This is a genomic window from Halorubrum salsamenti, assembly GCF_007671685.1.
GTDB classification, from domain to species: Archaea; Halobacteriota; Halobacteria; order Halobacteriales; family Haloferacaceae; genus Halorubrum; species Halorubrum salsamenti.
Genome location: NZ_VCNL01000001.1, coordinates 501466 through 525989, shown reverse-complemented (window position 1 = coordinate 525989; position 24524 = coordinate 501466). Strand labels below are relative to the sequence as shown.

At 68.2% G+C, this 24524-nt stretch carries 22 protein-coding genes; 9 read left to right on the top strand and 13 right to left on the bottom strand.

Features of this window, described 5'->3' with window-relative positions:
• Nucleotides 1-105 precede the first annotated feature (105 nt).
• The 3 genes from FGL94_RS02660 (at nucleotide 106) to FGL94_RS02650 (ending at nucleotide 4496) form a co-directional block, all read left to right on the top strand.
• Nucleotides 106-1005, top strand: coding sequence for an NAD-dependent epimerase/dehydratase family protein (locus FGL94_RS02660; RefSeq protein ID WP_144920673.1), 900 nt, complete (start codon nucleotides 106-108; stop codon nucleotides 1003-1005).
• Between the two features lie 273 nt (nucleotides 1006-1278).
• Nucleotides 1279-2493, top strand: a complete 1215-nt coding sequence (locus FGL94_RS02655) for a glycosyltransferase family 4 protein (RefSeq protein WP_144920671.1) — start codon at nucleotides 1279-1281, stop codon at nucleotides 2491-2493.
• The gene (locus tag FGL94_RS02650) at nucleotides 2490-4496 is read left to right on the top strand and encodes an alginate lyase family protein (protein ID WP_144920669.1); all 2007 of its coding nucleotides are present in this window, start codon (nucleotides 2490-2492) and stop codon (nucleotides 4494-4496) included. Before FGL94_RS02655 ends, FGL94_RS02650 begins: the two co-directional genes overlap by 4 nt.
• A gap of 105 nt (nucleotides 4497-4601) precedes the next feature.
• On the opposite strand, the gene FGL94_RS18525 is transcribed toward FGL94_RS02650, so the two are convergent.
• The 3 genes from FGL94_RS18525 to FGL94_RS02635 all read right to left on the bottom strand — a co-directional run bounded on the left by FGL94_RS18525 (nucleotide 4602) and on the right by FGL94_RS02635 (nucleotide 7495).
• Nucleotides 4602-4964, bottom strand: a complete 363-nt coding sequence (locus tag FGL94_RS18525; protein ID WP_144920667.1) for a DUF7344 domain-containing protein — start codon at nucleotides 4962-4964, stop codon at nucleotides 4602-4604.
• Nucleotides 4965-5141: 177 nt separating this feature from the next.
• The gene (locus FGL94_RS02640) at nucleotides 5142-6317 is read right to left on the bottom strand and encodes a glycosyltransferase family 4 protein (protein ID WP_144920665.1); all 1176 of its coding nucleotides are present in this window, start codon (nucleotides 6315-6317) and stop codon (nucleotides 5142-5144) included.
• Nucleotides 6314-7495, bottom strand: a complete 1182-nt coding sequence (locus tag FGL94_RS02635) for a glycosyltransferase family 4 protein (RefSeq protein WP_144920663.1) — start codon at nucleotides 7493-7495, stop codon at nucleotides 6314-6316. Before FGL94_RS02635 ends, FGL94_RS02640 begins: the two co-directional genes overlap by 4 nt.
• A gap of 241 nt (nucleotides 7496-7736) precedes the next feature.
• Here FGL94_RS02635 and FGL94_RS02630 point away from each other — a divergent pair, with 241 nt between their 5' ends.
• Nucleotides 7737-8318, top strand: a complete 582-nt coding sequence (locus tag FGL94_RS02630; RefSeq protein WP_144920661.1) for a low molecular weight protein-tyrosine-phosphatase — start codon at nucleotides 7737-7739, stop codon at nucleotides 8316-8318.
• A complete protein-coding gene (locus tag FGL94_RS02625; RefSeq protein WP_144920659.1) occupies nucleotides 8315-9514 on the top strand; it encodes a carboxylate--amine ligase in 1200 nt (399 codons plus the stop codon). The genes FGL94_RS02630 and FGL94_RS02625 overlap by 4 nt, the downstream gene beginning before the upstream one ends.
• 9 nt (nucleotides 9515-9523) lie before the next feature.
• Here FGL94_RS02625 and FGL94_RS02620 read toward each other — a convergent pair whose 3' ends face one another.
• From FGL94_RS02620 to FGL94_RS02590, 7 genes are all read right to left on the bottom strand, one after another.
• Nucleotides 9524-10603: a glucosamine inositolphosphorylceramide transferase family protein gene (locus FGL94_RS02620; RefSeq protein ID WP_144920657.1), complete on the bottom strand. Its 1080-nt coding sequence runs from the start codon at nucleotides 10601-10603 to the stop codon at nucleotides 9524-9526.
• Nucleotides 10600-10863 (bottom strand): hypothetical protein, encoded by a 264-nt coding sequence (locus FGL94_RS02615; protein ID WP_241659114.1) that lies wholly within the window; start codon nucleotides 10861-10863, stop codon nucleotides 10600-10602. The genes FGL94_RS02620 and FGL94_RS02615 overlap by 4 nt, the downstream gene beginning before the upstream one ends.
• A 154-nt stretch (nucleotides 10864-11017) precedes the next feature.
• Nucleotides 11018-11803 (bottom strand): ParB N-terminal domain-containing protein, encoded by a 786-nt coding sequence (locus FGL94_RS02610; RefSeq protein ID WP_144920656.1) that lies wholly within the window; start codon nucleotides 11801-11803, stop codon nucleotides 11018-11020.
• Nucleotides 11804-11956: 153 nt separating this feature from the next.
• Nucleotides 11957-13252: a glycoside hydrolase family 55 protein gene (locus tag FGL94_RS02605; protein WP_241659112.1), complete on the bottom strand. Its 1296-nt coding sequence runs from the start codon at nucleotides 13250-13252 to the stop codon at nucleotides 11957-11959.
• A 126-nt stretch (nucleotides 13253-13378) separates the two neighbouring features.
• Nucleotides 13379-16087 carry a right-handed parallel beta-helix repeat-containing protein gene (locus FGL94_RS02600; protein WP_144920651.1) on the bottom strand — a complete coding sequence of 903 codons (2709 nt, stop codon included), beginning with the start codon at nucleotides 16085-16087 and terminating at the stop codon, nucleotides 13379-13381.
• Entirely contained in the window at nucleotides 16084-16302 is a 219-nt protein-coding gene (locus FGL94_RS02595) for a hypothetical protein (protein ID WP_144920648.1), read from the bottom strand. Before FGL94_RS02595 ends, FGL94_RS02600 begins: the two co-directional genes overlap by 4 nt.
• Before the next feature lie 187 nt (nucleotides 16303-16489).
• Nucleotides 16490-18400 (bottom strand): hypothetical protein, encoded by a 1911-nt coding sequence (locus tag FGL94_RS02590; RefSeq protein WP_186313318.1) that lies wholly within the window; start codon nucleotides 18398-18400, stop codon nucleotides 16490-16492.
• Nucleotides 18401-18700: 300 nt separating this feature from the next.
• Here FGL94_RS02590 and FGL94_RS02585 point away from each other — a divergent pair, with 300 nt between their 5' ends.
• Entirely contained in the window at nucleotides 18701-18961 is a 261-nt protein-coding gene (locus FGL94_RS02585; RefSeq protein WP_144920646.1) for a hypothetical protein, read from the top strand.
• A gap of 39 nt (nucleotides 18962-19000) precedes the next feature.
• Here the strand turns inward: FGL94_RS02585 and FGL94_RS02580 are convergent, their stop codons facing one another.
• Nucleotides 19001-19225: a HalOD1 output domain-containing protein gene (locus FGL94_RS02580; RefSeq protein WP_241659110.1), complete on the bottom strand. Its 225-nt coding sequence runs from the start codon at nucleotides 19223-19225 to the stop codon at nucleotides 19001-19003.
• Between the two features lie 231 nt (nucleotides 19226-19456).
• The gene (locus FGL94_RS02575; RefSeq protein WP_144920642.1) at nucleotides 19457-20242 is read right to left on the bottom strand and encodes a TrmB family transcriptional regulator; all 786 of its coding nucleotides are present in this window, start codon (nucleotides 20240-20242) and stop codon (nucleotides 19457-19459) included.
• Nucleotides 20243-20628: 386 nt separating this feature from the next.
• On the opposite strand from FGL94_RS02575, the gene FGL94_RS02570 reads away from it, so the two are divergent.
• From FGL94_RS02570 to FGL94_RS02560, 3 genes are all read left to right on the top strand, one after another.
• The gene (locus FGL94_RS02570; RefSeq protein WP_186313317.1) at nucleotides 20629-21444 is read left to right on the top strand and encodes a TrmB family transcriptional regulator; all 816 of its coding nucleotides are present in this window, start codon (nucleotides 20629-20631) and stop codon (nucleotides 21442-21444) included.
• A gap of 122 nt (nucleotides 21445-21566) precedes the next feature.
• Nucleotides 21567-22352, top strand: coding sequence for a UTP--glucose-1-phosphate uridylyltransferase AglF (aglF, locus tag FGL94_RS02565; RefSeq protein WP_144920640.1), 786 nt, complete (start codon nucleotides 21567-21569; stop codon nucleotides 22350-22352).
• A 100-nt stretch (nucleotides 22353-22452) separates the two neighbouring features.
• Nucleotides 22453-23376, top strand: coding sequence for an NAD-dependent epimerase/dehydratase family protein (locus tag FGL94_RS02560; RefSeq protein ID WP_144920638.1), 924 nt, complete (start codon nucleotides 22453-22455; stop codon nucleotides 23374-23376).
• A gap of 75 nt (nucleotides 23377-23451) precedes the next feature.
• Here FGL94_RS02560 and FGL94_RS02555 read toward each other — a convergent pair whose 3' ends face one another.
• The gene (locus FGL94_RS02555) at nucleotides 23452-24423 is read right to left on the bottom strand and encodes a phosphoadenosine phosphosulfate reductase family protein (RefSeq protein ID WP_144920636.1); all 972 of its coding nucleotides are present in this window, start codon (nucleotides 24421-24423) and stop codon (nucleotides 23452-23454) included.
• Nucleotides 24424-24524: the final 101 nt, after the last annotated feature.

The window sequence follows — 24524 nt, the reverse complement described above, 5'->3', positions numbered from 1 at the left end:
CGCCACGCCGGTCGTCGCGGCCGGCGAGTTCGACGCAGATCCTCCGATTCCGTCCCCGAAAGGCACCGCCTACTAAACCCGGCGTCGGGCGAACCGGGAGCTATCATGGACGCACAGCGTGTGCTCGTTACTGGAGGCGGCGGATTCATCGGCGGCGCGCTCGTCGACTCGCTCCGCGGTGACGCCGAGGTCCGCGTGCTCGACGTGGACCCGGGGTCCGACGTGCCGGACGACGTCCGGGCGATCGAAGGCGACATCCGGGACCGGGAGGTCCTCGACGAGGCGGTCGCCGGAGTCGACGCGGTGTTCCATCAGGCCGCCCTCGTGAGCGTCGCCGACTCGGTGGACCGCCCCCTGGAGAGCCACTCCGTCAACGCGACCGGCACGCTGCGCGTGCTGGAGGCCGCCCGGACCCACGACGCGCGCGTCGTTCTGGCGTCGAGCGCCGCGATCTACGGCGACCCCGACGGCGTCCCCGTCCCGGAGACGGCGACGCTCGATCCCGCCTCGCCGTACGGGCTCCAGAAGCTCGCGAGCGACCACTACGCCCGGCTGTACCACGACCTGTACGACGTGGAGACGGTCGCGCTCCGATACTTCAACGTGTACGGCCCCGGCCAGACCGGCGGCGACTACGCCGGCGTCATCGACACGTTCCTCGAACAGGCGCGGCGCGGCGATCCCCTGACGGTCCACGGAGACGGCGAGCAGACCCGCGACTTCGTCCACGTCGACGACGTGGTTCGGGCGAACCGCCTCGCGGCCGAGACCGACGAGGTGGGGGTCGGCTACAACGTCGGCACGGGCGAGTCGGCGACGATCACCGAACTCGCCGAGCGCGTGCGGGAGGCCGTCGGGAGCGACTCGGAAATCGTCCACACCGACGCCCGCGAGGGCGATGTCCGACACAGCAGGGCGGACATCTCGCGAGCGCGCGAGCGTCTCGGCTACGAGCCGACCGTCGGCCTCGCGGCGGGACTCGACACGCTCACCTCGGAGGAGTAGGGCGACGGCTCGGTCGCCGAGTCCTCCGCCGCCACGGGAACCGGCGCCCGTGACGGCTTAGCGACTCCGTAACAATACCCTCGAGGGCGGTACGCCGGGACAGTGACACGCCGCGTCCGATCGGGACGGGCGATCGCCCCGACCATGAACCCACAGCTCGCTTCGATCCGCCGCCAACCGACCGGTCGGCCGCCCGGTCGAGGACAGCCCACCGAACGACACCCGATCCGGCGGTCCTCACCGACTCGGCCGCCCTCGCCGACGCGATAACGGATGGCGGACGATTCCCCACGCGTCGTCGTCGTCTCCCAGCACTACCCGCCCGATCGGTCCGGCAACGCCTCGCGGGTAGGCGACACCTGTGTGCACCTCGCCGAGGGCGACTGGGACGTCACGGTGGTGGCCCCGCCGCCCGCGTTCCCCCACGGGCAGTTCTCCCGCACTTGGAAACGCAAAACTTCGCGCACGGTCGACGGCGTCACCGCGCATCGGCTCTGGGCGTGGCAGCCGGCGACGGAGGACCCCGGCTTCCTGGCTCGGATGGCCTACTACGTCCTGTTCCCGCTGCACGCGCTGCTTTGGCTGCTGTTCAATCACCGCGAGTACGACGCGATCGTCACCTCCTCTCCGCCGATCTTCACCGGGCTTGCCGGACTCCCGTTCGGCCTGCTGACGGACACGCCGTGGATCGTCGACGTCCGCGACCTCTGGATCGACGCCGCCGTCGGTCTCGGATTCATCGACGAAGGGAGCGTGGTTGAGCGCGCCAGCAGGTGGTACGAGGGGATCGTCCTCCGGACAGCGGACCGCGTCACCGTCACGACCACGGTGCTCGGCGAGGACCTCGTCGACCGGTACGGCGTCGACGAGCGGTCCGTTCGTCACCTGCCGAACGGGGTCGACACCGAGACGTTCCGGCCGGACGGAGCGAACCGGGAGCCGACCATCGTCTACGCCGGGAACGTCGGCCACGCGCAGGATCTGGCCGCCTGTATCCGCGCCATGTCGTCGGTCTCGTCGCCGGGCGCACTACTCCGGATCGTCGGCGGCGGCGACACGAGAGACCGGCTGGAGCGGCTGGTCGCCGAGGAGGAGGTGGGCGACCGCGTCGAGTTCACCGGGCTCGTCCCCCGGGAGACGATCCCGGAGGTCCTCGACGGGGCCATGATCGGCGTCGCCCCGCTGAAACGCGACGACACGCTGGAGTACGCGGTGCCGACGAAGGCGTACGAATACATGGCCTGCGAGCTCCCGGTCGTCGCCACCGGTATCGGGGAGGTCGAGACGCTGATCGACGAGTCGGGCGGCGGCCTGTTCGTCGACAACGACCCGGAACGGCTCGCGGTCGCCTTCGACGACCTGCTGTCGGACGCGGAGCGTCGGGACGCGCTCGGCGACAGCGGACGGGCGCATATGGTCGAGCGGTACGACCGCGGGGCCGTCGCTCGCGAACTCGGCCGGATACTCGACGAGGTCACCGGCCGATGAGCGACCCGTTCCGAACGCCCGCGGAGCGACGCGGGGCCGGCGGAGAGACGCCGGCCGAATCGGAGTGGGACCGCGGCGGTTCGGACCTCAAACGCGACGGCTCGGATGACGGGCGAGGCCTGCTCCGACGGCCCGGAGAGTGGTCGGTCGCGTCTCACACGGTCTACAACATGAAGCCGATCCAGCTCGCCGGGATCGTCGAACGTCGGCTCCGACACGCCGTCGTTCCACGGCTCCCGATCGACTTCGACGAGCGGTACGACCGACGGGTCCCCGACGATCTCTCCATCACGCCCGACCCGATCCGCGCCAATCTCGATCGGCTCCGGGAGAGCCTCTCCGAAACCGAGCGCGCGGACTACCGCGCGGCGGCCGACGAGGCGGCGGACGGTCGGTACACGTACCTCGACCGGACGATATCGTTCGGCGACCGCATCGACTGGGACCACGAGGGGATCGACGAGGAGCCGCTCTTCTGGCGGCTGAAGCTCGCCTCGTTCGAGGGGTTCGAGTGGCTCGTACTCGGCCACGAGTCGCCGGCGAGGCTCGACGGCGTCCGGTCGCGGCTCGAGGCGCAGGCGTACGACTGGAGCGGGTCGTGCCCGATCGGCGAGGAGGCCTACCTCCGCCGCTCGTGGACGCCCCACTCGGTGTCGCTTCGGATACTCGGCTGGTCCCGCTACGTCGCCTGGTGCGACGGCGACGACGAGGCCGAGGCCCCCGATCGACTGGTGCGGATGATCTACCGGAACGCCCTGTTCCTCGCGAACCACGTCGAACACGAGATCGGCGGCAACCACCTGATCGAGAACGCCGCGGCGCTGATCGTTGCGGGCGTGCTCTTCCGGGACCACGACACCGGATGGGTGCGGACGGGGCGAGACCTGTTCAAACGCGCCGGAAACCGACAGTTCCTCGCCGACGGCGGGCATTTCGAGCGGAGCCCGATGTACCACGTCACGGTCCTCCGGCGGTACGCGACCGCGACCGACCTCCTGTCGGCGGTCGGGCTCCCGACGACCGCGGTCGGGACGGTTGCCGAACACGCCATGGGGTTCCTCTCGTCGCTCGTCGAGCCCTCGGGGGAAATCCCGCTGTTGAACGACTCGGTCCGCGGGGAGGCGATCCGCGCGGCCTCCTGTCTGGCGTACTGTCGGGCCTGCTCGCTGACGCCGTCGTCGCGCTCGCGACACCACCCCGATGGCTCCGGGTATCGGACGCTCTCCACGGGCGACGGGACTCTCCTCTTCGACGTCGGCGACGTGGGACCGCCGCATCTCCCGGCGCACTCGCACAACGACCAACTCGGCGTCCTGCTGTGGATCGACGGCCGACAGGTGCTCGCGGACACCGGCGTGTACGACTACGGGGCGAACGCGCGCAGGCAGTACGCCCGCAGTGTCGCCGCCCACAACACCGCGCAGTACGACGGGGTCGAGCCAATTCCGACCGGCGGCAGCTACATGCTGGGCAAGCGCACGAGCGTCACCGTCGACGCCGACGAGAGCGACCGGATCGCCGCCAGCCACGCCCGGAACTCGTTCGGTGCCCCCTCGTACGAACACCGCCGATCGATATCGACGATGGCGGCGGTGTCGGGAGCGGCGTCGGTATCGGGTGGGAAGGCGGCGTCGGGGTCGGCGTCGGGCTGGCGGATCACCGACCGCGTCACGGGCGATCCGGACGCGACGTACACGGTCCGCTACCACTTCCATCCGGACGTCGACGTGCGGGGATCGCCCGTGACGCCCCCCGACGCGGCGCCGGACGCCGATCCCGGCCCCGACAGCGAGCTTCGGTCCGGGACGGACGGCTTCGCGATCCGCGCGGACGGGGAGCGGCTCGGGTCGATTCGGTTCCCCGGAACGGAGCGCGTGCGACTCACGGCGTCCCCATACTTCCCCGAGTACGGCCGGGAGCTGCTCCGGCCGATGATCGCGGTCACGAAGCCGACGGACGGCGAGGTGCGGTCGCTGCTGTCGATCGACTCGGCGGACGGGTAGGCGGGACTCGGCGGACGAGTAGGTGGAACTCGAAGGATGAGGCTCCGTTACGGCCGTGATCGATGGTTCATTCCGCCCGCCTGCGGTCGACAGCGGACGAACGATTTAGCATTGCGTTTCGGTATTGTCAGATGGTTTCCCTTGGAGAAACGGCGGGAGTTCGTACAGATGCGTATAGATGAGTTCGAGAAGCGGTTCGATCTCTTCCCATTGAGGCCCTTTCTGTATCGTCTTCTCGGCCTCGTTCCAGTTGATGTATCCGGCCGCTTCGAGTTTGGGGAGATGGGAATGATACAGTAGGACGCGTCTTCTCTGAGCCCTGAACTGCGGAATGTCGGTATAGCAGACGCGCTCCCCTTCCGCGTCCGCTTGCTCGTAGAGTTCGAACAGCAACCGACGGCGACCGGCGTGAGACAACGCATTCAGTGCGCGATCCGTCTCCTCCGAGTTAGGCCTGTACCCCAGCATAGCACACATGTTAACTAATGACTATAATATTCTATGGTAATTATACAAACTTGTTGATAAATAAATAAGCAGCCGTTAGTAGCTATATATTCGCTCTGTCCTGTGCCTAAAAAAGCGCAACAACGTCCACGGCGGGTAGTCAACATCTCGGGGGGGGAACCGGACGAGAGCCGCCGATCAGTCGAGGTCCGTCATCAGCCGCCGAAGAAACGCCTCCAACTGTCGTCCCACCACCTCGGGCGCGTTCTCTCTCGCGACGCGATCGCGGCCGCGCTGCCCGTATCGGCGTCGGGCCTCGGGGTCCGCAAGGAGATCGGAGACGGCCTCGCGAAGCGCTCCGGTCTCCCCCGGGTCGATCAGAAACCCGCTCTCGCCGTCTCGGACCTGTTCGCGCATCCCGTACGCGTCGTTCGCGACGACCGGGAGCCCGGCCTCCTGCGCCTCCAGCACGACGCGCGGGTAGCCGTCGAGGTACGAGACGTAGACGAACACGTCCGCCAGCGCGTAGAGGTCGGCGACGCCGTCGACGAACCCCAGCGCGCGGATCCGCCGCCGAACGTTCGAGTCGTCGACGCGCTCGTCGAGCGTCGCCCGGAACTCCGATGCGTACTCGCCGCCGCCGGCGACGACGTACGCGAGGTCCGGGTCGGCTTCGAGCAGCGGGAGAACCTCCTCCAGCGCCGTCTCGACCCCGCGGAGCTTCGCCCGGTACTTCAGGTTCGTCACCGTCAGCAGGACGCGGTCCGCGTCGACCCCGAACCGGTCGCCGTCGTCTGACGGCGCGATCGTCCCAGTGCCTCCTTCCGCCTCCGTGCCTTCTTCCGCCCTCCCTCCTCCCCCCGGCGCCGGCACGGGCACCTTCCCGACGCGGTCCGGAGGACAGCCGGTCCGCCGGCGGACGACCTCCCCGAGCTGGTCGGAGACGACGACGAACCCGCTCGCGCGGGAGAAGACGAACTCGTCGACCCCGAGGATCGCTCGGTAGGCCGCGACGCGCCCCCACTCCCCGTCGGCCTTCGCCTCCCGGGTCCCGTTCTCGAACCGCAGCCACGTGTCGCCCACGAGCCGGTCGACGACCGGGACGCCACGTCGGTCCGCCAGCAGCGTGACCAGCGCGCCCATCGCCTCGTAGCAGTCGAGCAGGACCGCGTCGGGGTCGTGCGCCGCGAGCGCGCGCCGCGTCCGCCGGACGGTGGCCACGGACCGCGAGGGAAGCGACCCGCCGTCGTCGACGCTGACGACGGCCACGTCGAGGGCCGTCTCGCGGAGCGGCTCCACGACCTCCTCGGGTCGGTGGGAGGTGAAGACGAGGAGGGAGAGGTCGGTCGCCTGCTCACCCGTCGAATCCCTCATTCGATCGCCCCCTCGTGGAGCTGTCGGACCCGCTCGGCGTGGGCCTCCCACGTCCACCCTCGTTCGAGGAGCCTGTCGCGGCCCGCTCGCCCCATCGCTCGGGTGCGGTTCCGGTCCGCGAGCAGCGACCGGAGCCCGGCCTCCAGCCCGTCGACGTCGACCGGATCGACCAGCAGTCCGGTCTCGCCGTCGACCACCTGCTCCGGGACCCCACCGACAGACGACGCCAACACGGCGGTCTCGCTCGCCATCGCCTCGTAGATGACGGTGGGTCGGCCCTCCGTGTGGCTCGGCAGCCACAGCACGTCGGCGAGCGCGAACCACCGGCGGAGCGCGACCGGCGGGAGGCCGTCGAACACGAGCCGCGGGGACCGTCCCGTGTCAGCGAGCGCGTCGCGCACCTCGTCGGCGAGGTCGCCGCCGTGGCCGACGAAGACGAACGTCGCGTCCGGGTCGTCGACGCGCCGGACGACGTCGATCGCCTCCTCGACGCCCTTGCGCTTCAGGAACTGCCCGACGAAGAGGACCACCGTCGCGTCGGAGTCGACGCCCAGTTCGCGCCGGAGCTCCTCGCGCCGGTCGACCGGGAAGCGCTCCGGGTCGGCGCCGAGCGGGACCGTCGAGACCTTCGCGGGGTCGGTCAGTTCGCCCGCGCGCTCGGCGAGCGCGTCGCTCACGCAGAGGACGCCGGTCGCCTCCCTCACGGTCTCGCGGACGCGCTCGCGGACCCCCCGCGCGAGGTCGTCGTACGAGTTGAGGATCGTCCCGTGGGCGACGACGAACAGCGGGAGGTCGTGCTCGCGGACGTACGGGAGAATCCCGTAGCCGTCGAGATAGATGTGACAGGCGTGGACCACGTCGGGGGTCTCGAACGCTCGGTCCGCGTACGGGGGAACCCGTCGGGCGAACGAGTCGCCGGCGAGCCCGTAGAAGAACCGCTTCGGGAGCAGGTACCAGAACCGGGGGTGACGGACCTCGTACGCCCCCCAGTCTTCGACGGTCGGGATCGACCCGTACTCGGCGTACGGACCGATCGGCGGGGCGAACGGTCGGGGCGACACCACGTTCAAGTCGGTGCCGGCCTCCGCGAGCGAGCGGAGGATGCGGTGGTTGAACAGGCCGGTGTAGCGCTCGATCGTGTCCGGGTGGTTGACGGCGCTCGCGAGGATGGTGTACATTCGAAACGGCTCGACTGCCCCTCCGTCTGGGGCCGATAAAGGTATCCGCCGGCTATCGGCGGATCGAGGCTCTCTCCGTCGGTCGACACCGATTCCCGGTCTCCTCCGCGTGACCACTGGCGGTCGGTTCGACTCCTCGTCCGCGGATTAGCGTCTTCGTAACGAAGCGTCTCGGAGCGCTCTACTCCGATATCTAGCACCGCGGCCCCACCGGTCGCGCCCGACCAACGCCCGCTCATCAATGATCCGCTCATACCTCTCGGCCGCACGGAATCACGCCGCCATCGAAACCCAGCGCCTGCGCCTCGCGCTCGCGCGGTCGCCGTCGGTCCTCGACGTATCGCCGCCGGACGGCGCCGCGTCGAGCGACCTGAACGTGCTGTTCCTCTGTTACGGGAACATCTGTCGGAGCCCCCTCGCGGAGCGATACCTCGAATCGGTGGCCGCAGACCGGGGGATCGACGGGCTCTCCGTCGACTCCGCCGGACTCCGAACGACGGCCGGCCGCGCCAGCCCGGACGACGCGGTTCAGGTGGCCGACGAGCTCGGCGTCGACCTCTCCGACCATCGCTCGAAGCCGGTCACGGCCGAGCAGCTCGAACGGAGCGATCTCATCGTGGTGATGGACCTTCTCAACTACCACGACCTCCGTCGGGGGTTCGGCGACCTCGACGACAAGACGCGGTTCCTCGGGATCTTTTCGGGCGAGGGATACGAGATCAGCGACCCGTACGGGAAGGGGCTCGACGGGTTCCGAACCCTGTACGTCGACGTGGTCCGGGCGGTGGACGGGCTCGCCGAGACGCTGGAGTCCGAGCGATGACCGCCGACCGGCCGGCGGCGGTCGTCCCGGCGATCGGCACTCAGAGCAGCGTCGTCGCGGTGCGGTCGCTCGCCCGTGCGGGAGTCGCGCCCGTCCTCGCGTCCGACGGCCAGCGGTCCCCGGCGCTCTCGTCGAAGCACCGTGCGGAGGCCGTCGACGTCCCCGACCCGACCGAGTCGATGCGCGGGTACGCGGACGCGCTGGTCGACCTCGCCGCGCGCGACGACGTGACGACGGTCCTCCCGCTGCGCGAGGCGGACGCGTACGCGCTCGCGTCGCGGCGCGAGGAGCTCTCGACGCACCTCGACCCCGTGTGGCCCGACTTCGACACGCTCCGGAGCGCGCAGGACCGACGGGCCCTCTTTTCGATCGCCGAGGGCCTCGACATCCCGGTCCCGCGAACGCGACCGCTCACCGACTGGCCGGACGACGACGGGCCGCTGGTCGTCAAACCGCGGTACACCATCGTGGTGGACGAGGACGGCGGGGGCTCTCACGAGCCCGACGTCCGGCTCCTCGACGCCGGGGAGCGACCGCCGGTCCAGTCGGTCGTCGACGAGATGGGCCACGTGCCCGTCACACAGGAGTTCGTGCCGAGCGACGGGGAGTACGGCTTCTTCGCGCTGATGGACCGCGGCGAGCCGGTCGCGACGTTCCAGCACCGCCGGATCCGGAGCTTCACCTACTCCGGCGGCGCGAGCGTCTACCGGGAGGCGGTCGACGGGGCGGAACTGCGCGAGCACGGCACCGCCCTCCTGTCGGCGCTGGACTGGCACGGCCCGGCGATGGTGGAGTTCCGGCGCGACGCGCGCGACGGCTCCTTCAGGCTCATGGAGATCAACCCCCGGTTTTGGGGGTCGCTGGCGCTTCCGGTTCACGCCGGCGTCGACTTCCCGCGTCACTACGCCGCCCTCGCCGCCGGGCAGCGTCCGGAGGGAGGCTTGCCCGAATACCGGGTCGGCGTCGGCTCGCACCTTCTCAGCGGGGAGTTCGCGTACCTCTACAACGTGCTTCGGGCCGACGGCCACGGCGACCCGCCTCCGATCGGCCGCGAGGTCGCCGCGCTGGCGACCTCGCTGTACCGGAATCCCAACTTCGATCTGCTCTCGCTCGACGACCCGCTACCGTTCGTCGCCGACGGGATCGGGATGGCCGCGACGCTCGGGTCGCGGGTCGTCGACGCGGTCCGCCGGTGAGCGCTGCGCTCAGTCGGCCGAGTACATCCCGAGCGCCCAGTGGCGACCGGTGAACACCGCGCTGTTGGCGACGTTGCCGTCGGCGACGCAGAGCCAGCGGCCGTCGACGTACCACGGGTCGACGTGGTGCATCCGGCCGGAGTTCCAGCCGAACCGCGCGCCCGTCCCTTCGAGGATCGGCGACTCCGGTCGATCCTCGTCGGCGTACGTTTCCGGTCCCAGATCCGTGACCTCGAACGCGCGGACGGCCTCGCCGTACCGCCGCTCGCAGTCCTGGAAGAAGACGACGACGCCGTCGGAGCCGACGATCGGCCGCCCGCCGGGCCGGAACGCGGCGGGGCGCCCGGTGACGACCGGGTTGTCCCCGTGCGGCACCCAGTCGTCGGCGACGAGCGAGTCGCTGTGGTAGGCCCGGATTCCGGCCACGTCTCCGTCGCCGACGAGCAGCCACCAGCGGTCGCGCCACCTGAACAGGACCGTGTCGTCGGTGCGGTGGTCCGCGGACACGAGCGTCGCGCGGGGCTCCCACTCCCCGGGGAAGTCCGTCGCCTCGTAGAGCCGAATCGACCGGCCATGCGATCCGCCCTCCTCGGGCACCATGTAGCGCGTTCCCTCCCACTCGAACACGTAGGGGAAAGAGAGGTGCTCGCCGGTGTTCAACACGGCGCGGTCGTACTCCCAGCGGAGCCCGTCGGGGCTGGTCGCGTGCCCGATGACGGCGTCCGGGTCGCGGGCGTAGTTGCACACCTCGAAGAAGAGGTGCCAGCGGTCCGGTCCGGGAAGCATGAACGGGTCCGCGACGAAGTCCACCGACCCGAAGTCCGTCACGTCCTCCGCGGTGAACGCCGGATTCCGCGCGGCCGGGATCTCCGCGGGTGTCAGGGGCAGGTCCGTCTCGTCGCGCGCCCCCGGTCCGAGCGAGGTCGCCGGCGCGGCGGCCGCGGGATCGACCGCCGACCGGTCGACCGCGGCGGGGTCGACGTCGGGACGCAGCAGGTCCGGGACCGTGTGGTTGACCAGCTTCCCCGCCGATCGCGCGGCGGAGAGGACGAACGGGACTCGCCGCAGCGCCTCTAACCGGTCGCTCACGGCGACGCCTCCATCCGGTCGCTCATCGGTAGGGTTTCCGTGTACGCGGCCAGATCACGGTTGTACGTGGCGGCCGACTCGCCTCCGTCGGCCGCGTCTTGGCTGCGGAACAGCCAGTCGGCCGCAGCGGACAGGTGCTCCTCGTCGCTTCCGGTGTCCGCGAACGCCGGGAGCCGCCGGCGCGCGGCGTGGGCGACGGATCGACCGCGCGAGACCCCGGCAGAGAGACCGAGAGGGGTTCCGGTGCTTCCGTCGAACATGTCGGTCACGCCGCCGGGACGGGGCGATTGTCGGGGTCCGTCGACCGGGTTCGGTCTGCCGTCCGAACCCGATCCGCCGACCGGGTTCGATCGCCGCGCGGTGGTGTTTCCATGTCTGTGTCCGTCGGGACCACCGGCTATGTATATACGTCCGCTAATCCAGCAGCGGCGCGATGTCGGGGTGCGTGCGGGCAGGATCGGTATCGGCGAGCCAGCCGGAGTACGCGCGTTCACGCACCGCCTGCCACGCCGGGTGTCGGGCGAGCACCAGCACCGGGATCGCGTCGAGGTCGAGGGCCTTAGCGATCATCAGCCGGTGGTAGCCGTCCCGGTGATATACGGTGCCGTCCGCCCCGATACAGATCAGCGGGTCGAAGTTGTGGTGATAGCCGATCCGGCGGATGTCCATGCCCGGGAACCCGTTCGTCCCGTTCTCGGACCGCACGTATCCGTCTTGCCGGATGCTCTCGTAGAGCCGGTCCACGTAGCGACACCGGTGATCGATGAACTCCTCCTCGGAGCTGTATCCCCAGATGTCCTCTCCCTTCGCGAAGTACTCCCGGCGGGGATACCGGACGTACTCCGTGTCCCCCCAGTCGAGTTCGCCGACGAACCGCTGTTCGAGTCCCCGACACTCCCACTTCTCGGAGAGCGGCAGCGAGTCGCTCTCCCAGTCGCCGCCGCGGACCGTCCCGAGCCCGAGGGTCTTGGAGACGCCCCACGTGTATCGAGTGATCTCCGACGGCGAGACGAAGATCGGTTCGTACAATCTCGTCGGGGCGTCGTACCGTAGCCGGTGGCTGACGGCCCGACCGCGGTTCAACAGCGGCCACAGCACCGGAGACCCGCGCCACGCGAGGTAGTTCACGCCCTCCCGGACCATCGTCAGCGTGCCCTGCGAGCGCCGGACCCGTTCCACCTCTCCCAAGAGCCCGATCATACCGAGTGTGCCGCTGCTACCCACATATATATAGAGATCATAGAGGGGGTACGCCGCGATATCCGTCCGGTTACCTCGTGGGCGGAACTCGGTCGGCGACGGCACCGCTCGTCGGAGTCGCTTCGCTCGGAGCGGTTCTGGTCGTGCCCTCCGTCAGTCGCCCGTTCCCGCGCCGACATCCGACGAGTTTGGCACCGGGCCGGTCGCGATCGAGTCGACGACGTCGTTCGGCACGTCGACGTCGATGGCCCGCACGGCGAGCCGTTCGAGCTCTCCGTCGAACGGCCCGTTCCGGTTCCCGAAGTTCACGTACAGCGAGATCGTGGACGGCTCCGAGCTCCAGTAGTGGATACCGGCACCGAACTCGGCGTTGAACGAGCGGATCTCGTCGGCGGTCACGCTCGCGTTGTCCATGATCGCGATGTTGCCGCTCCCGTTTCCGGCGCCGTTGTTCCCGAGCGCGGTGACGGTCCCGACCGCGTACTCGGTGTCCCGTCCGAAACGGAACCCCTGATCGCCGTTCGACTGGGCGACGACGTCGTCGAGGCGTACCGTCGCGGTCTCCTCGGTCTCCATCGGGACGTCGTTCCGCTGGTACCCGAGCTGCTCGTTGTTCGCTATCCGCACCCGTCGGAACGTCGCTTCGACCACGTGGGCGGTCGTCTTCGTTCCCCAGCCGTTCTCCTCGAGGACGCAGTCCTCGACGAGGGTCGTTCCCCCGGAGCAGTCGATCCCGTAGACGTCGCAGTCGTACGCGTGGGAGTTCCGGACGACGACGGGCGGCAGAGCCGGACCGACGTTGTCGTACGTGTCGATCCCGAACCCGTGTTTTCCGGCGCCGCTGGCGGTGCATCGGTCCGCGACGCAGCCGCCCTGGAGGAAGGTGAAACACTCGGTGTTGGCGTCGACGCTCCGCACGTCGCGGAACGTGACGTCGACGGTCGACTCGTCGCTTGTGGCCTCGCTCACGCCGAGGTTCAGCCCGTTCTTGTCGTTTTCGGGATCCGCGGGCTGCTCGTGTCGGTTGCCGTCGACCGTGAGGTCTCGGATGACGTGCCCGACGATCCCTCCCTCCGGCTTCCAGGAGAACAGCCCGTGGTTGTCCTCGTGGCCGCCGGCGAGCCGGACCACGGAGCCCTCGCCGTCGCCGCGGAAGGTCACGTCGTCGGGGAGGTCGTCGCCGCGGACCTCGATCGCCTTCGCCCCTTCGGCCGTCCTGTCGTCCGCCGACACGAGCGTCGTCCCGGTCGGGAAGTAGACGGTGCCGCCCTCACCGACCGCGTCGATCGCGTCCCGGACCGCCTGCGTGTCGTCGGTCGTCCCGTCGACGGCGGCTCCGAAGTCGCGGATGTCCAAGACCGCGTCGTCGCGCGTGTCGGGATCGGATTCGGCCCCGGAACCGCTGTCCCTCGCGTTACAGCCCGCCAGCGCCACGGCTGAGAGGGACAAGAGAGAGAGCGCACGGCGGCGAGATACCATTGGCGTCGTTTGGGGACAGCGAGGGATAGTTAAGAGGAGGCAAACACCCAGACCGCGGGTTCGACGCCTCGGAGGCGTTGGACGCTCGTCGACCGGTTAGATATCTCGCTTCCGCATCGCCGTCGCGTTCGACGTGTCGTTCACGCAGAGGTGGACGGCGTCGACCTTCCCGCGAACGCGGAGTACGTGAGTGTAGCTCGCCGAGTCCCCCGACACGGTCGTGCTCTCCGCGGCGACCGTTCGGCCGTTGCGTTTGAGCGTCGAGACGACCGCGTCGAGGTCGCCGTCGCCGTCGGTCACCGCCCAGTCGACGTCGAACCGCGTCCACTTGTTCCCGCTCCGATCGGTGACCTCGAACCGATCGACCGTCGGTGCGTCGTTCCCGTCCGCGTCCTCGCGCGTCGCGAACGGGACGGCCTCCCCGGAAACGGTCGCGTTGTCCCCGTCGGCGACGGCGCGGAACTCGTACGCGCCGCCCGGGTTGAGTCCCGACACGATGTGCGTGAATTCCGACGGCGAACCGAGCGTCTCGCCGCCCACGGCCGTCCAGGCGTCCGTGTCCGCGGCGCGCAGTTCGAAGCGCACGCGGACCTCATCATCTCCGCCGAGGTCCCGGAGGTCGCCGGCGAGCGTCGCTCCGTCGGCCGTCAGGTCCCGGGCCTCCAGCGAGACGACCTCGGGGTCGTTGTCGACGGTCACCGAGACCGTCGCGCCGGCGGTCGACCCGTCGTCGCTCGTCGCGCGCGCCTCGAGCGAGACGTCGCCCGCGGCGACGTCGGTGGAGTCCCACGTCGCCTCGTGGGTGTCGCTCTCGGCGTCGTAGGTCGTCGCCGTCCAGGAGCCGCCGGCGGCTCGGTACTCGACGGTCACGCCCTCGCTGGACCCGGCGCCGTCCGCGGCCTCGATCCGCACCGGAACGCTCCCGCCGACCGTGTCCCCGTCGACGGGACCCCGCCAGGACACCGTCGGCTGCGCAGCGTCGGACTCGAGTTGGACCGTTCCGCCGTCGGTCGCGACGCCGAGCACGTCCGTCTGGAACGCGCCCGGGTCGAAGGAGCCGAGCCCGACCCACCCGTCGGCGTGGTCCGCGTCGGTGGTGTCGACGTCCCAGCCGTCGGGTTCGGACTCGGTCGCCTCCCACACTTTGACCCGGAGGCGGTCGCCCTCGGCACGGAACCGGCGGTAGAAGAACGTCCCCTCTGCGGGCGTGCCGAACCGTGCCAGCGTCTCCATCCCGTCGGCGGAGTACTTGGCCAGCCTGAACCCGTCCTCGGCGTCCTCCAGTTCGATCCAGTAGCCGAGCTCCTCCCCGCCGGCGTACGACGACCGGAGGTGCACCCGGGCGTGGTACCCGCGGTCCCCGTCGGCGTCGAACGACGGAACCCGGACCCTGTCCAGGACCTCGACGTCCGAGGGGGTGCCGACGGCGTCCCAGGAGATCGCCCGCCGGGCCACGTCCGTGCCGTCGTGGTCGTACCGGAGCGCGTGCCCGCCCTCGTACTCGTCGCCCGCGACGACGCCCCAGTCGCTGGCGTCGGCGTCCCACCGCGGGGTCCAGGCCTCGAACGGCGAGTCGTCGGTCGACCCGTCGTCGGTCGTCCCGTCGTCACTACCGGCGTCACTTTTGGCGCCGGTCCACGCGCCGACCTGATCGGCGGTCGGAACGGCGTCGAGGTCGGTCTTCAGATCGCTCGCGACCGTCCCGAACGAGATGTGCTGATCGTTCGAGACCGCCCCGTCCTCGTTGTTCGCGTGGTAGTAGGTCCCGACGCGGCTCCCGCTCCCGTCAGAGCTGGCGCGCAGGCCGGCCCCGCCGGTCTGGCCGTTGATCCAGAGCGTCGCGTCGCCGGCCTCCAACACCGACTCGTGGGTGAGGTACAGCCCGCCGCGAACGTCCGGCCCGTTGTCGACGAACACGAGCTCCGAGCCCGCCGGGACCCGGTAGACTCCGTCCTCCGTCAGCCGCATGCAGTCCACGTTGTCCTCGGCGACGATCCGGTCGAAGACGACGGTCGCGCCCTCTCCGCTCGTGTTCTGGAAGGTGTGACCCTCGTTGCTCGCCAGCCGACAGCGCCGGTACACCATGTGTTCGCTCCCGACCGAGCACTTGGTCGCGCCCGCGCCCTCGTTGTCGCGGAGCACGCAGTCCTCGGCCACGGCCTTTCCCCCCGACAGGTCCATGCCGTAGTACCCCCCACCGAAGCCGTTTCCACGAGAGAGACAGCGCTCGAACCGGACGGGCGGGTCCTGGAACGGGTCGTAGCTGGTCTCCATCCCGAACCCGTGCTGTCGGTTGTTCTCGGCCGTGCAGTTCACGACCGTCGTTCCCGCGGCGCCGACGTCGATGCCGTTGCCGTAGCAGTTCGTCGCCCGCACGTCGCGGACCGTGATGTCCACGTTGCCCTCGGCGCCGGATTCCGGGCTCCGAACCTGGACCGCCGAGGCGACGTTCGGGTCGCCGTCGACGCTGTCGAGTCCCCCGTCGAGCGTCAGGTGCTCCAGCACGAAACCTTCGAGGCCCTCGTCTCCGGGGTCGACGCTGACCATGAACACGTTCCGTCCGTCGTTACCGCCGGCGTACTCGATCCGGCTCTCCCTGCCGTTGCCGTAGAGCCGGACGCCGTCGTTCGACGAATCGACGTCGATGATGCTGTCCCATCCCGTCACGAGGTAGGAGCTCCCGGTCGCGGGGACGTACACCTCGTCGCCGTCGCCCGCCGCGTCGATCGCGTCTTGGATCGCGGCGGTGTCGTCGGTCGAGCCGTCCCCGACCGCGCCGAAATCTTGGACGTTCAGGACCGTCATAGCGATCCGTCGCTGAAGTCGGTCCAGAAGAGCTCGCCGGTGTCCGTCGTCGCGCCCGTCGACCCGCTGACCGACGCCCCGCCGATCAGGAGACTCGCTGCAGTTGCGCTGCCGAGCTTAACGTACTGCCGCCGGGTAAGTCGCCGTTTCCGGCCATCGTCAGATGACGTCGTAGAGCGGTCGCTACCGCCGTTGTGTGCCAGCTTGTGTGCCATTGCGGATGGTAATCCAAGGTTAACCGCAATAAGTATATCGTTACTTATATGTTCATCACTTGATGACTGTTCATCTCACTAACCGGATCGACGGAGAGGCGGTTTCGGCGTCGAGGTGCGGCTTTGCGGGGAATTCTCCCAGTCCGTGGAGCAGTTAGGACGATATTAAGGCGCTGTTAACGAGGTGTTATCTCGTTTTCGCTCGGATCCGGTTGGGGATCTCGCCGTCGGCTCCGGCTGTTCCGTTCCCTCCGGCCGTCTCGTTGCCTCCGGCCGCCATGTCAGTATCGTCCGTCCCGCTGTCGGCTTCGGCGGGCGCCGATCCGGACTCGACCAGGTACACGTTCACTTCCCCGTTGTCGTACACGCGGTTGACAGATCGATCGACTTCGAGTCGTTCGAAGTCCTCGGGGACGAACCGCCACTGCTCGCGGTAGTCCGGGAACCGCTCCGGATACGTGATCCGTCCCGCCCGCGGCAACAGCAGATACCTGTCGTCGTCGTAGCTCTGGCCGAGCCGCTCGTTAACGGTGTAGTTGTAGTGATCCGGGGGTGACGCTCCTTCCCAGCGGATCGTTTCGTCCGGTTGGTTTGTCCCGTAGTAGTAGTGATAAAAGCGGTAGTGGCGGATCCCCTGCTCGTCGATGAGGTGGTCCGAGTCCCGGTTCTCGAACAGCCACTCCGTCCCGTCGAGTTCCATCTCGGTGACCTGGTGGTTCTTGTCGAACACAATGGGGGATGTGAACATTCCGAACACGGACAGCATGATCGTCACCAACAACAGCCCGGCGAACACGACGCTGACGACGGTGCGCACCTCGATCCTGTCCGACCGCCGCCAGACGAGATGAAACAGCGCCCCGACGAACGACGCGGCGAACAGCTTCCCGAACAGGAGCGGCCGACCGAACCCGGCGATGAGGTCGTTCGTCAGGAACAGCGTCGCCATCAGTCCGAACAAAAACGTCGTGCTCCCGTACGCGAACGTGAAGACGGCCGGTCGTTCGTTCCGGTAGTACCACAGCATGACCGCGATACCGAAGAACGTCGACGCCAGTCCGAAGACCAGCAGGTCGACGCCGTACTGGATGAGCGCGACCTTGAGCAGGTCGATCAGGTCGGGCGACGTGCGCTCGACCGTCTCGGTGGTGGACTGGAGGGGGGAAGAGCCGCCGGTCGGGCCCAGAAAGTCGTCGACGACGTTCCGGAACCGAACGATGATCCCGGTGTACTTCACGTACCAGGAAACGAACAGTACGGTCGCCAGCGAGGTGACGTTCGGGAGTCCGCTCCACTGCGTCCGTATCACCGGGACCCTGTTGAAGACGCTGTAGGTGCCGAGGGCGACCAGCGCGAAGGCGGCCGTCAGCGGATGGTACACCACGACGCCGGCGATCGCTATCAACACCAGCGCGCGGACGGGGACCGCGTGCGAACCCCGCTCCTTGACGAGGAGGTAGAGGAGGAACGGGGCGAGGAGGACGCTCAGGACGAACGGGACGGCCGTCACGTGGGCCGAGCCGCCGATCGGAACCAGCACGACGGGCAGACAGAACGCCCGCCGTCGGGCGTCGTCGAACAGGTGATCGACTAACAGCGCCATCGAGCCGAGGTAGACGGCGAGGAACACGGGCGACAGGAGGTTGATCGTGTTCACCTCCGGCAGCCCGGTCGCGGCCGACAGCGCCTGGGTGAGGATGTGGGTCGGGGGGTAGATGTTCAGGGCGATCCCGAGCTCAGGGAGGTCTCGCAGAAGCCCGAGATGCGTCAGCACGTCGCCCCGACCGTACACCGGATATCCGCGGACGTACGGAAGCAGCACTAAGACGAATCCGGGAACGACGACGAGCGCCGCCCCGGGAAGCAGGTCCGCCGCGTCACGTCCGTCGGCGGTCCCGGCCAGCAGCACGACGAGCTGGCCGACGAACATCGCCGCTACCAGGAACACCCAGAAGAGCGTCGGGTACGCGCGGTATATCGAGACCTCGTAGCCGGTCGCGGACGGGACCCGGTAGAGGAACCACACCGCCCCCAACAGACACGCGGTCCCGACGGCCGCCAACCACTTCGTCCACAGCGTCCCGGTGTCGTCGTACATGTCGTATCGAAATCCGGCGGCCCGCGGGGTCACAGGCGACAGCGCCCGCGGGCGGTACCTGTCCCGACACAGTGACCTAGTCCGTGTAGTAATACCCGAGATAACGCTCGGTCCCTCGGTACCGGACCGCGATCGCGGCCGCATCACGGACCGCGTCAGCGCCGCAGTGCCGGGTTCGGCGGCGATCGGCGCTGTCTCCGGCGGGGTCTCCGGCGCGGCCGACGCTGACTCTGGACCGGTCGCCACGACCCGCCGGTTAGCGCTGATATAACAACCCGTGTCGAGGCGGTACCCCGCTCAATGGCTTCCGAACACCGCGACGGGTTCCTCGTGACGCTGATCGCGTGGCTGCTCGCGTCGCTCGGCGTGTTGGTCGCGCTCGACGCGTTCACTCCGCAGAACTTCTTCGTCGTCTCCTTCATCGGCCTGCTGTCGGTCATGCAGCTGTACGCGCCGACGGAGAGCGGCGAGCGGTGGTGGCTCCCGCTCCGGGCGCTCGTCGCGGTCTGTTTCGCGGTGTTCGGATACGTCGTCTACCTCCGGGTCACGACCGTTATTTAAGCCCGAAGGCCCTGGGGCCCACTCGGAGGCACCACCGCCTTACTCGGAACGAGCCGCGTTCGGGTCGATTTCGATCGCGCCACTGCTGTCGATCCAGACGTACGCCCCGTCGTACGTAAACGAGACGGCGACGTTTCCGTTCGCCGCGGCCCGTTCGGAGGTCAGGAGGCCGTCCAGCGCTTCGACGTCGAGGGTGTCGTACAGACTCGGCATCTCCATCGTGTTCCGTCCGGTCGCGGCCGCGACCGCCTCCATGACGGCCATACTTGGGGATCCGGAACTGTCCCACGCGGCCTGAACGGTATCCGACGGCTCACTATCTTCCACGTCTCCCGCTTGGTTCACGGTATTGAAAGTCATATCCATTCGAGTGCTGATCTCAGTCGTCCATCCCGTCTGCGTCGTCGCTCCCCGGGGATGTGTCAGCCACTATATGCTGCATCACGGCGCCGAGGGGAAGAACGTTTGTAAGGACACGGGTGACAGACCGGCTCGCTATTCGCCGTTGAGCCACGCGAACATCGCTTTCAGCACGACCACGAGGCTGTTGTTGTCGCCGGCGCCCCAGATCGCGGTCTCGTCGCGTTCGCCCGGCGGGTGCTCTCCGTCGCCGTCCACCACCACGCTCGCGAGCGTCCGACTGCGATCGACCATCAGGAGCCGCCCGGCGGGGACCCCGCTCCACGTCCGGGAAGACTCGAAGCCGCACCCGTCCGGCAGGCGATCGCCGCTCCCCTCCGTCGCCGAGAAATCCATCCCGCATACCCGGACGGCGACGCCACGGTCCGTCGCGCTCCGGAGGGCGCTGGCGACGTCGTCGGTCAGGAGGGCGTCGAGCGTCACGAGGACGACTTCCTCGCTCGCGCCGTCGACGAACTCCACGACCCGGTCCGACACCATCTCCCGCCCCGTGACCGTCCAGACGCCGCGCTGTTCCGCGTTCGGTGTCACCGGCTCGATCCCGTCGAGCGCCTCCGTCAGCGCGTCCGCCCGGTGCGTGTACTCCCGGCGGAACCGTCGACCGGTGGTCTCCGCCGACACCGCGGTGAACCGCTTTGGCGTGGACTGCTGAACGTCGACGAGACCGTGCTCTCGGAGTTCGGCGGTCGCGTCGTAGACGCGCGTACGGGGGACCTCCGCCAGCGCGCTCACGTCCTTGGCGGTCCCCTCGCCGAGACCGGCCAGCGCGACGAACGTCCTGGCCGCGTAGGTACTCAGGCCGAACGCTTCGAGCTGGTCGACGGCGGTCGATCGCGGGTCGTCCGAATTGTTGAAACTCATCTGAAGGGGCGTCCTCTCGGTCGAAGACTACCCGAGGGGTAGTCGGGCACGCGGGCGCAGAGTGGTTGGGACCCTATCTGAACCCGTGTGCCATCGACCGTTTCGTGTCCCCGGGATATATTCTTATTGTGATTATATGAGTTAATTCGGATCGGATCTGACCCCGACGAGATCGCTGTGGTGACCACTGGCGCCGATCGGGCGCCGATCTCTCTCCTCTCCATGACGCCTCTTCGGAGCCCGGAGCGCCGCGATAGGGGACGATCATGGAGTCACCGCGTGTGCGGTTCGGCGCCGATGGGGGTTCAGAAGGGGAAGTGATTTTCACGTGGGAGATCAAATCCGCAGTAGCTACTCAATTGTCAGTAGCGGAATGGTTGGGACCCATGAATGATCTATCGAATCACGAACAAGCGATCGAGTTGCTCCAAGAGCTCGGACTTAAAGAGTACGAGGCCAAGGCGTTCGTCGCTCTCACTCGGCTCCCGACGGGGACCGCGAAGGAGATCAGCGAGATCTCCGAGGTTCCCCGCACGCGGGTCTACGACGCGGTCCGAGTCTTGGAAACGAAGGGGTTAGTCGAGATCCAGCACGCGAACCCGCAGCGGTTCCGCGCCGTCTCCATCGACGAGGCGGCCGAGACGCTCAGGCGCGAGTACGAGGAACGCACCGATTCGCTCCGGGCGACGCTCCGGACGATCGAACCGGCGGCCCCGTCCGAGGAGACGGAGGTCACCCACGAGGTGTGGTCGCTGTCCGGGGACTCGGCGATAACCAGCCGGACCCGACAGCTCGTCGACGAGTCCGGCGACGAGGTCATTCTCGTGATCGGCGACGAGTCGGCGTACACCCCGAAGCTACAGGAACGCCTGCAGGCCGCCGGGGATCGAGACGTCAGCGTCGTGATCGGGATCACGGACGAGCCGCTGCGAGAGCGCGTCGAACGCGAACTCCCCGGCGCGAAGGTGTTCGCCTCCGGGCTGGAGTGGCTGAGTAGCTCGGCCGAGACCGGCGACGAGACGGTGATCCGCCGGCTCCTCCTCGTCGACCGCAACACGATCCTCGTGAGTTCGTTTCACGAGGACTTGGGGATCGGCCACGATCACGAGCAGGCGGTGTTCGGGAGGGGGTTCGACAACGGGCTCGTCGCGATCGTTCGCCGGCTGATGTACACCGGGCTCCTCTCGAACGGGGACGCGTGACCGAGGTCCCGTGATTGTGGATCTGTGACCGAGGTCGAGACCTCGCCGAAGCGGTCTCGAGGTCGCCGTCGACACGCGTTAGGCGGCGTATACCCTTACACCGAGGATCCGATCGGGGGCTCATGCAAGCAGTGGTACTCGCGGCGGGGAAGGGGACTCGGCTTCGACCGCTCACCGACGACAAGCCCAAGGTGCTCGTCGAGGTCAACGGGACGCCGCTGATCGAGGACGTCTTCGAGAACCTGATCGACGCCGGCGCGAGCGAACTCGTCATCGTCGTCGGCTACAAGGCCGAGCAGATCATCGACCGCTACGGCGACGAGTATCGCGACGTGCCGATCACGTACGCGCACCAGCGCGAGCAGTTAGGCCTCGCACACGCCATCCTCCAAGCCGAACCCCACGTCGACGGCAACTTCATGCTGATGCTCGGGGATAACGTGTTCCGCGGCAACCTCGCCGATGTCACCAACCGCCAGCAGGAAGCGCGCGCCGACGCCGCGTTTCTCGTCGAGGAGGTGCCCTACGAGGAGGCGTCTCGGTACGGCGTCCTCGACACCAACGAGTACGGGGAGGTCGTCGAGGTCGTCGAGAAGCCCGAGGACCCGCCGAGCAACCTCGTGATGACCGGCTTCTACACGTTCACGCCCGCGATCTTCCACGCGTGCCATCTCGTCCAGCCCTCCGATCGAGGCGAGTACGAGCTCCCCGACGCGATCGATCTGCTCATCCAGTCCGGCCGCACCATCGACGCGATCCGGCTCGACGGCTGGCGCATCGACGTGGGCTATCCCGAAGACCGCGACCGCGCCGAAGAGCGCCTCGACGAACTGGCCGAGACCGATGCCGAGAGCGAAGACGACACGGAGAGCGAGGCGAACGCGGACGAGGCTATCGTCGACGGGTAGACGATCCGACGCCGACGCAGAGCGGCTGAAGGTGAAACCCGGTTCGTCCCGGCCGAACCAAACCGAAGCGGTAATCCACCTGTCCTAACGACATACGCCCATGCACGATCAGCGCGTCTTGGTCACGGGCGGGGCGGGGTTCATCGGGTCGAACCTCGCGAACCGGCTCGCGGCCGACAACGACGTGATCGCGGTCGACGACACCTACCTCGGGACGCCCGAGAACCTCGACGACGACGTGGAGTTCGTCGAGGCCTCGGTGCTCGACGACGACTTCCCCGCGGACGTCGACGTTCTGTTCCACCTCGCCGCGCTCTCCTCGCGGAACATGCACGAGACCGATCCCCAGCGCGGCTGCCGCGTCAACGTCGAGGGGTTCGTCAACGCCGTCGAGCGCGCCCGAAAAGAGGGCTGCGAGACCGTCGTCTACGCGTCGACCTCCTCGATCTACGGGAGCCGCACCGAGCCCTCTCCCGTCGACATGGACGTGGAAGCCCACACCGCCTACGAGGCCTCCAAGCTCGCCCGCGAGCGCTACGCCGAGTACTACGCCAACCACCACGACATGGCGATGGCGGGACTCCGCTTCTTCTCCGTCTACCAAGGCTTCGCCGGCAACGAGGAGCACAAAGGCGAGTACGCGAACACGGTGGCGCAGTTCGCGGACGCGATCGCGAACGGCGAGGCACCCGAGCTGTTCGGCGACGGCAGCCAGACGCGCGACTTCACGCACGTCTCGGACGTGGCGCGCGCCTGCGAGCTCGCGGCCGACCACGAGCTGACGGGTGTGTACAACGTCGGCACCCAGGAGTCCTACTCGTTCAACGAGATGGTAACCATGATCAACGACGCGCTCGGCACCGATATCGATCCCGAGTACATCGAGTGTCCCTTCGACGGCTACGTCCACGACACCATGGCCGACTACTCGACGTTCCACGAGGCCACCGGCTGGGAGCCCGAAGTCGGCTTCGAGGAGGGCGTCGAACTCGTCTGTGAACCCTACCTCGACGACGAGAACTGAACCCTCTCAGCGCGCGATTCGGCGTCGATCGGAAAAACGGCTACCGGTACCGAAACGGAGCGGTTCCGCCGAGCGTTACATGTAGCCGAGGTCGCGCAGGCGCTCCATCAGGTCCTCCTTGTCCTGGGCGCGGCCGGCGCGCTCGGTCGTGTCTTCGAGGTTCTGGAGCCACGCGGGCTCCTCGGTCGTTTTCTCCGTACTGACCTCGCTGCCCAGCGAGCGGAACCCGGCGAAGTACTTCGGCGAGATCGGCACGTCCTCCTGCGTGACGCCCTCGGGAAGGTCGTCGTCGGCCTGCGGGATGTACCCCTCGTCGGGGAACGCCTCGACGGTGTCGGGGACGACGTAGTTCCAGAAGGCGTCCCACACGTCGGCCTCGGCGAACTGCAGGATGGGCTGGATGCGGTCGTGCGGCGGGAAGAGATCGGGATCGTGACGCGGCGAGAAGAACGTCTCGTCCGCACGCGCCTCCTGTTCGTCCCAGCGAACTCCCGAAATCACGCCGTCGATGTCGTGTTCTTCGAGGGCGTTGTTGAGCGCGACCGTCTTCAGCAGGTGGTTCCCGACGTAGGTGTCGAGCAGGAACGGGAACGTGTCTTCTTCGAACTCGAGGATGTCGCGAATGTGGTGCTGGTTCTGCTCGTTCAGCTCGGCGACCGGGATGTCGTCGCCGGGTTCGAGGCCGTGTTCGTCGACGTACGCGCCCACGTCCTCGTTGCGGGCGTACACGAGGTCGATATCCCACTCGTCGGCCCAGTGTTCGACGAAGTCGGTGATGTCGTCGAAATGCTGGAAGTGGTCGATGAAGACGGCGGTCGGCTTCTCGTAGCCGTACTCCTCGGCGACCTGGTTGATGAAGTACAGCGTCAGCGTGGAGTCCTTCCCGCCCGTCCACATCACCGCCGGGGTGTCGTACTGCTCTAACCCGCGACGCGTGACCTCGATCGCCTTCTCGAGTTTGTGTTGCAGCGACGGGTAGTCCGCCGGATCCTCGCCCTCGCCGTCGGCGTAGTCGACGTCGACGCTCGCCGGGAAGTCGTCGGTCATACGCCGGATATGTCTGTGCCGAGGGGAATAGGCCTTCTGAATCGGCGCGGCTTGCCAGCGCACGGGAACTGCGGCGCGATTCGCCGCGGACGGCCGGCTGG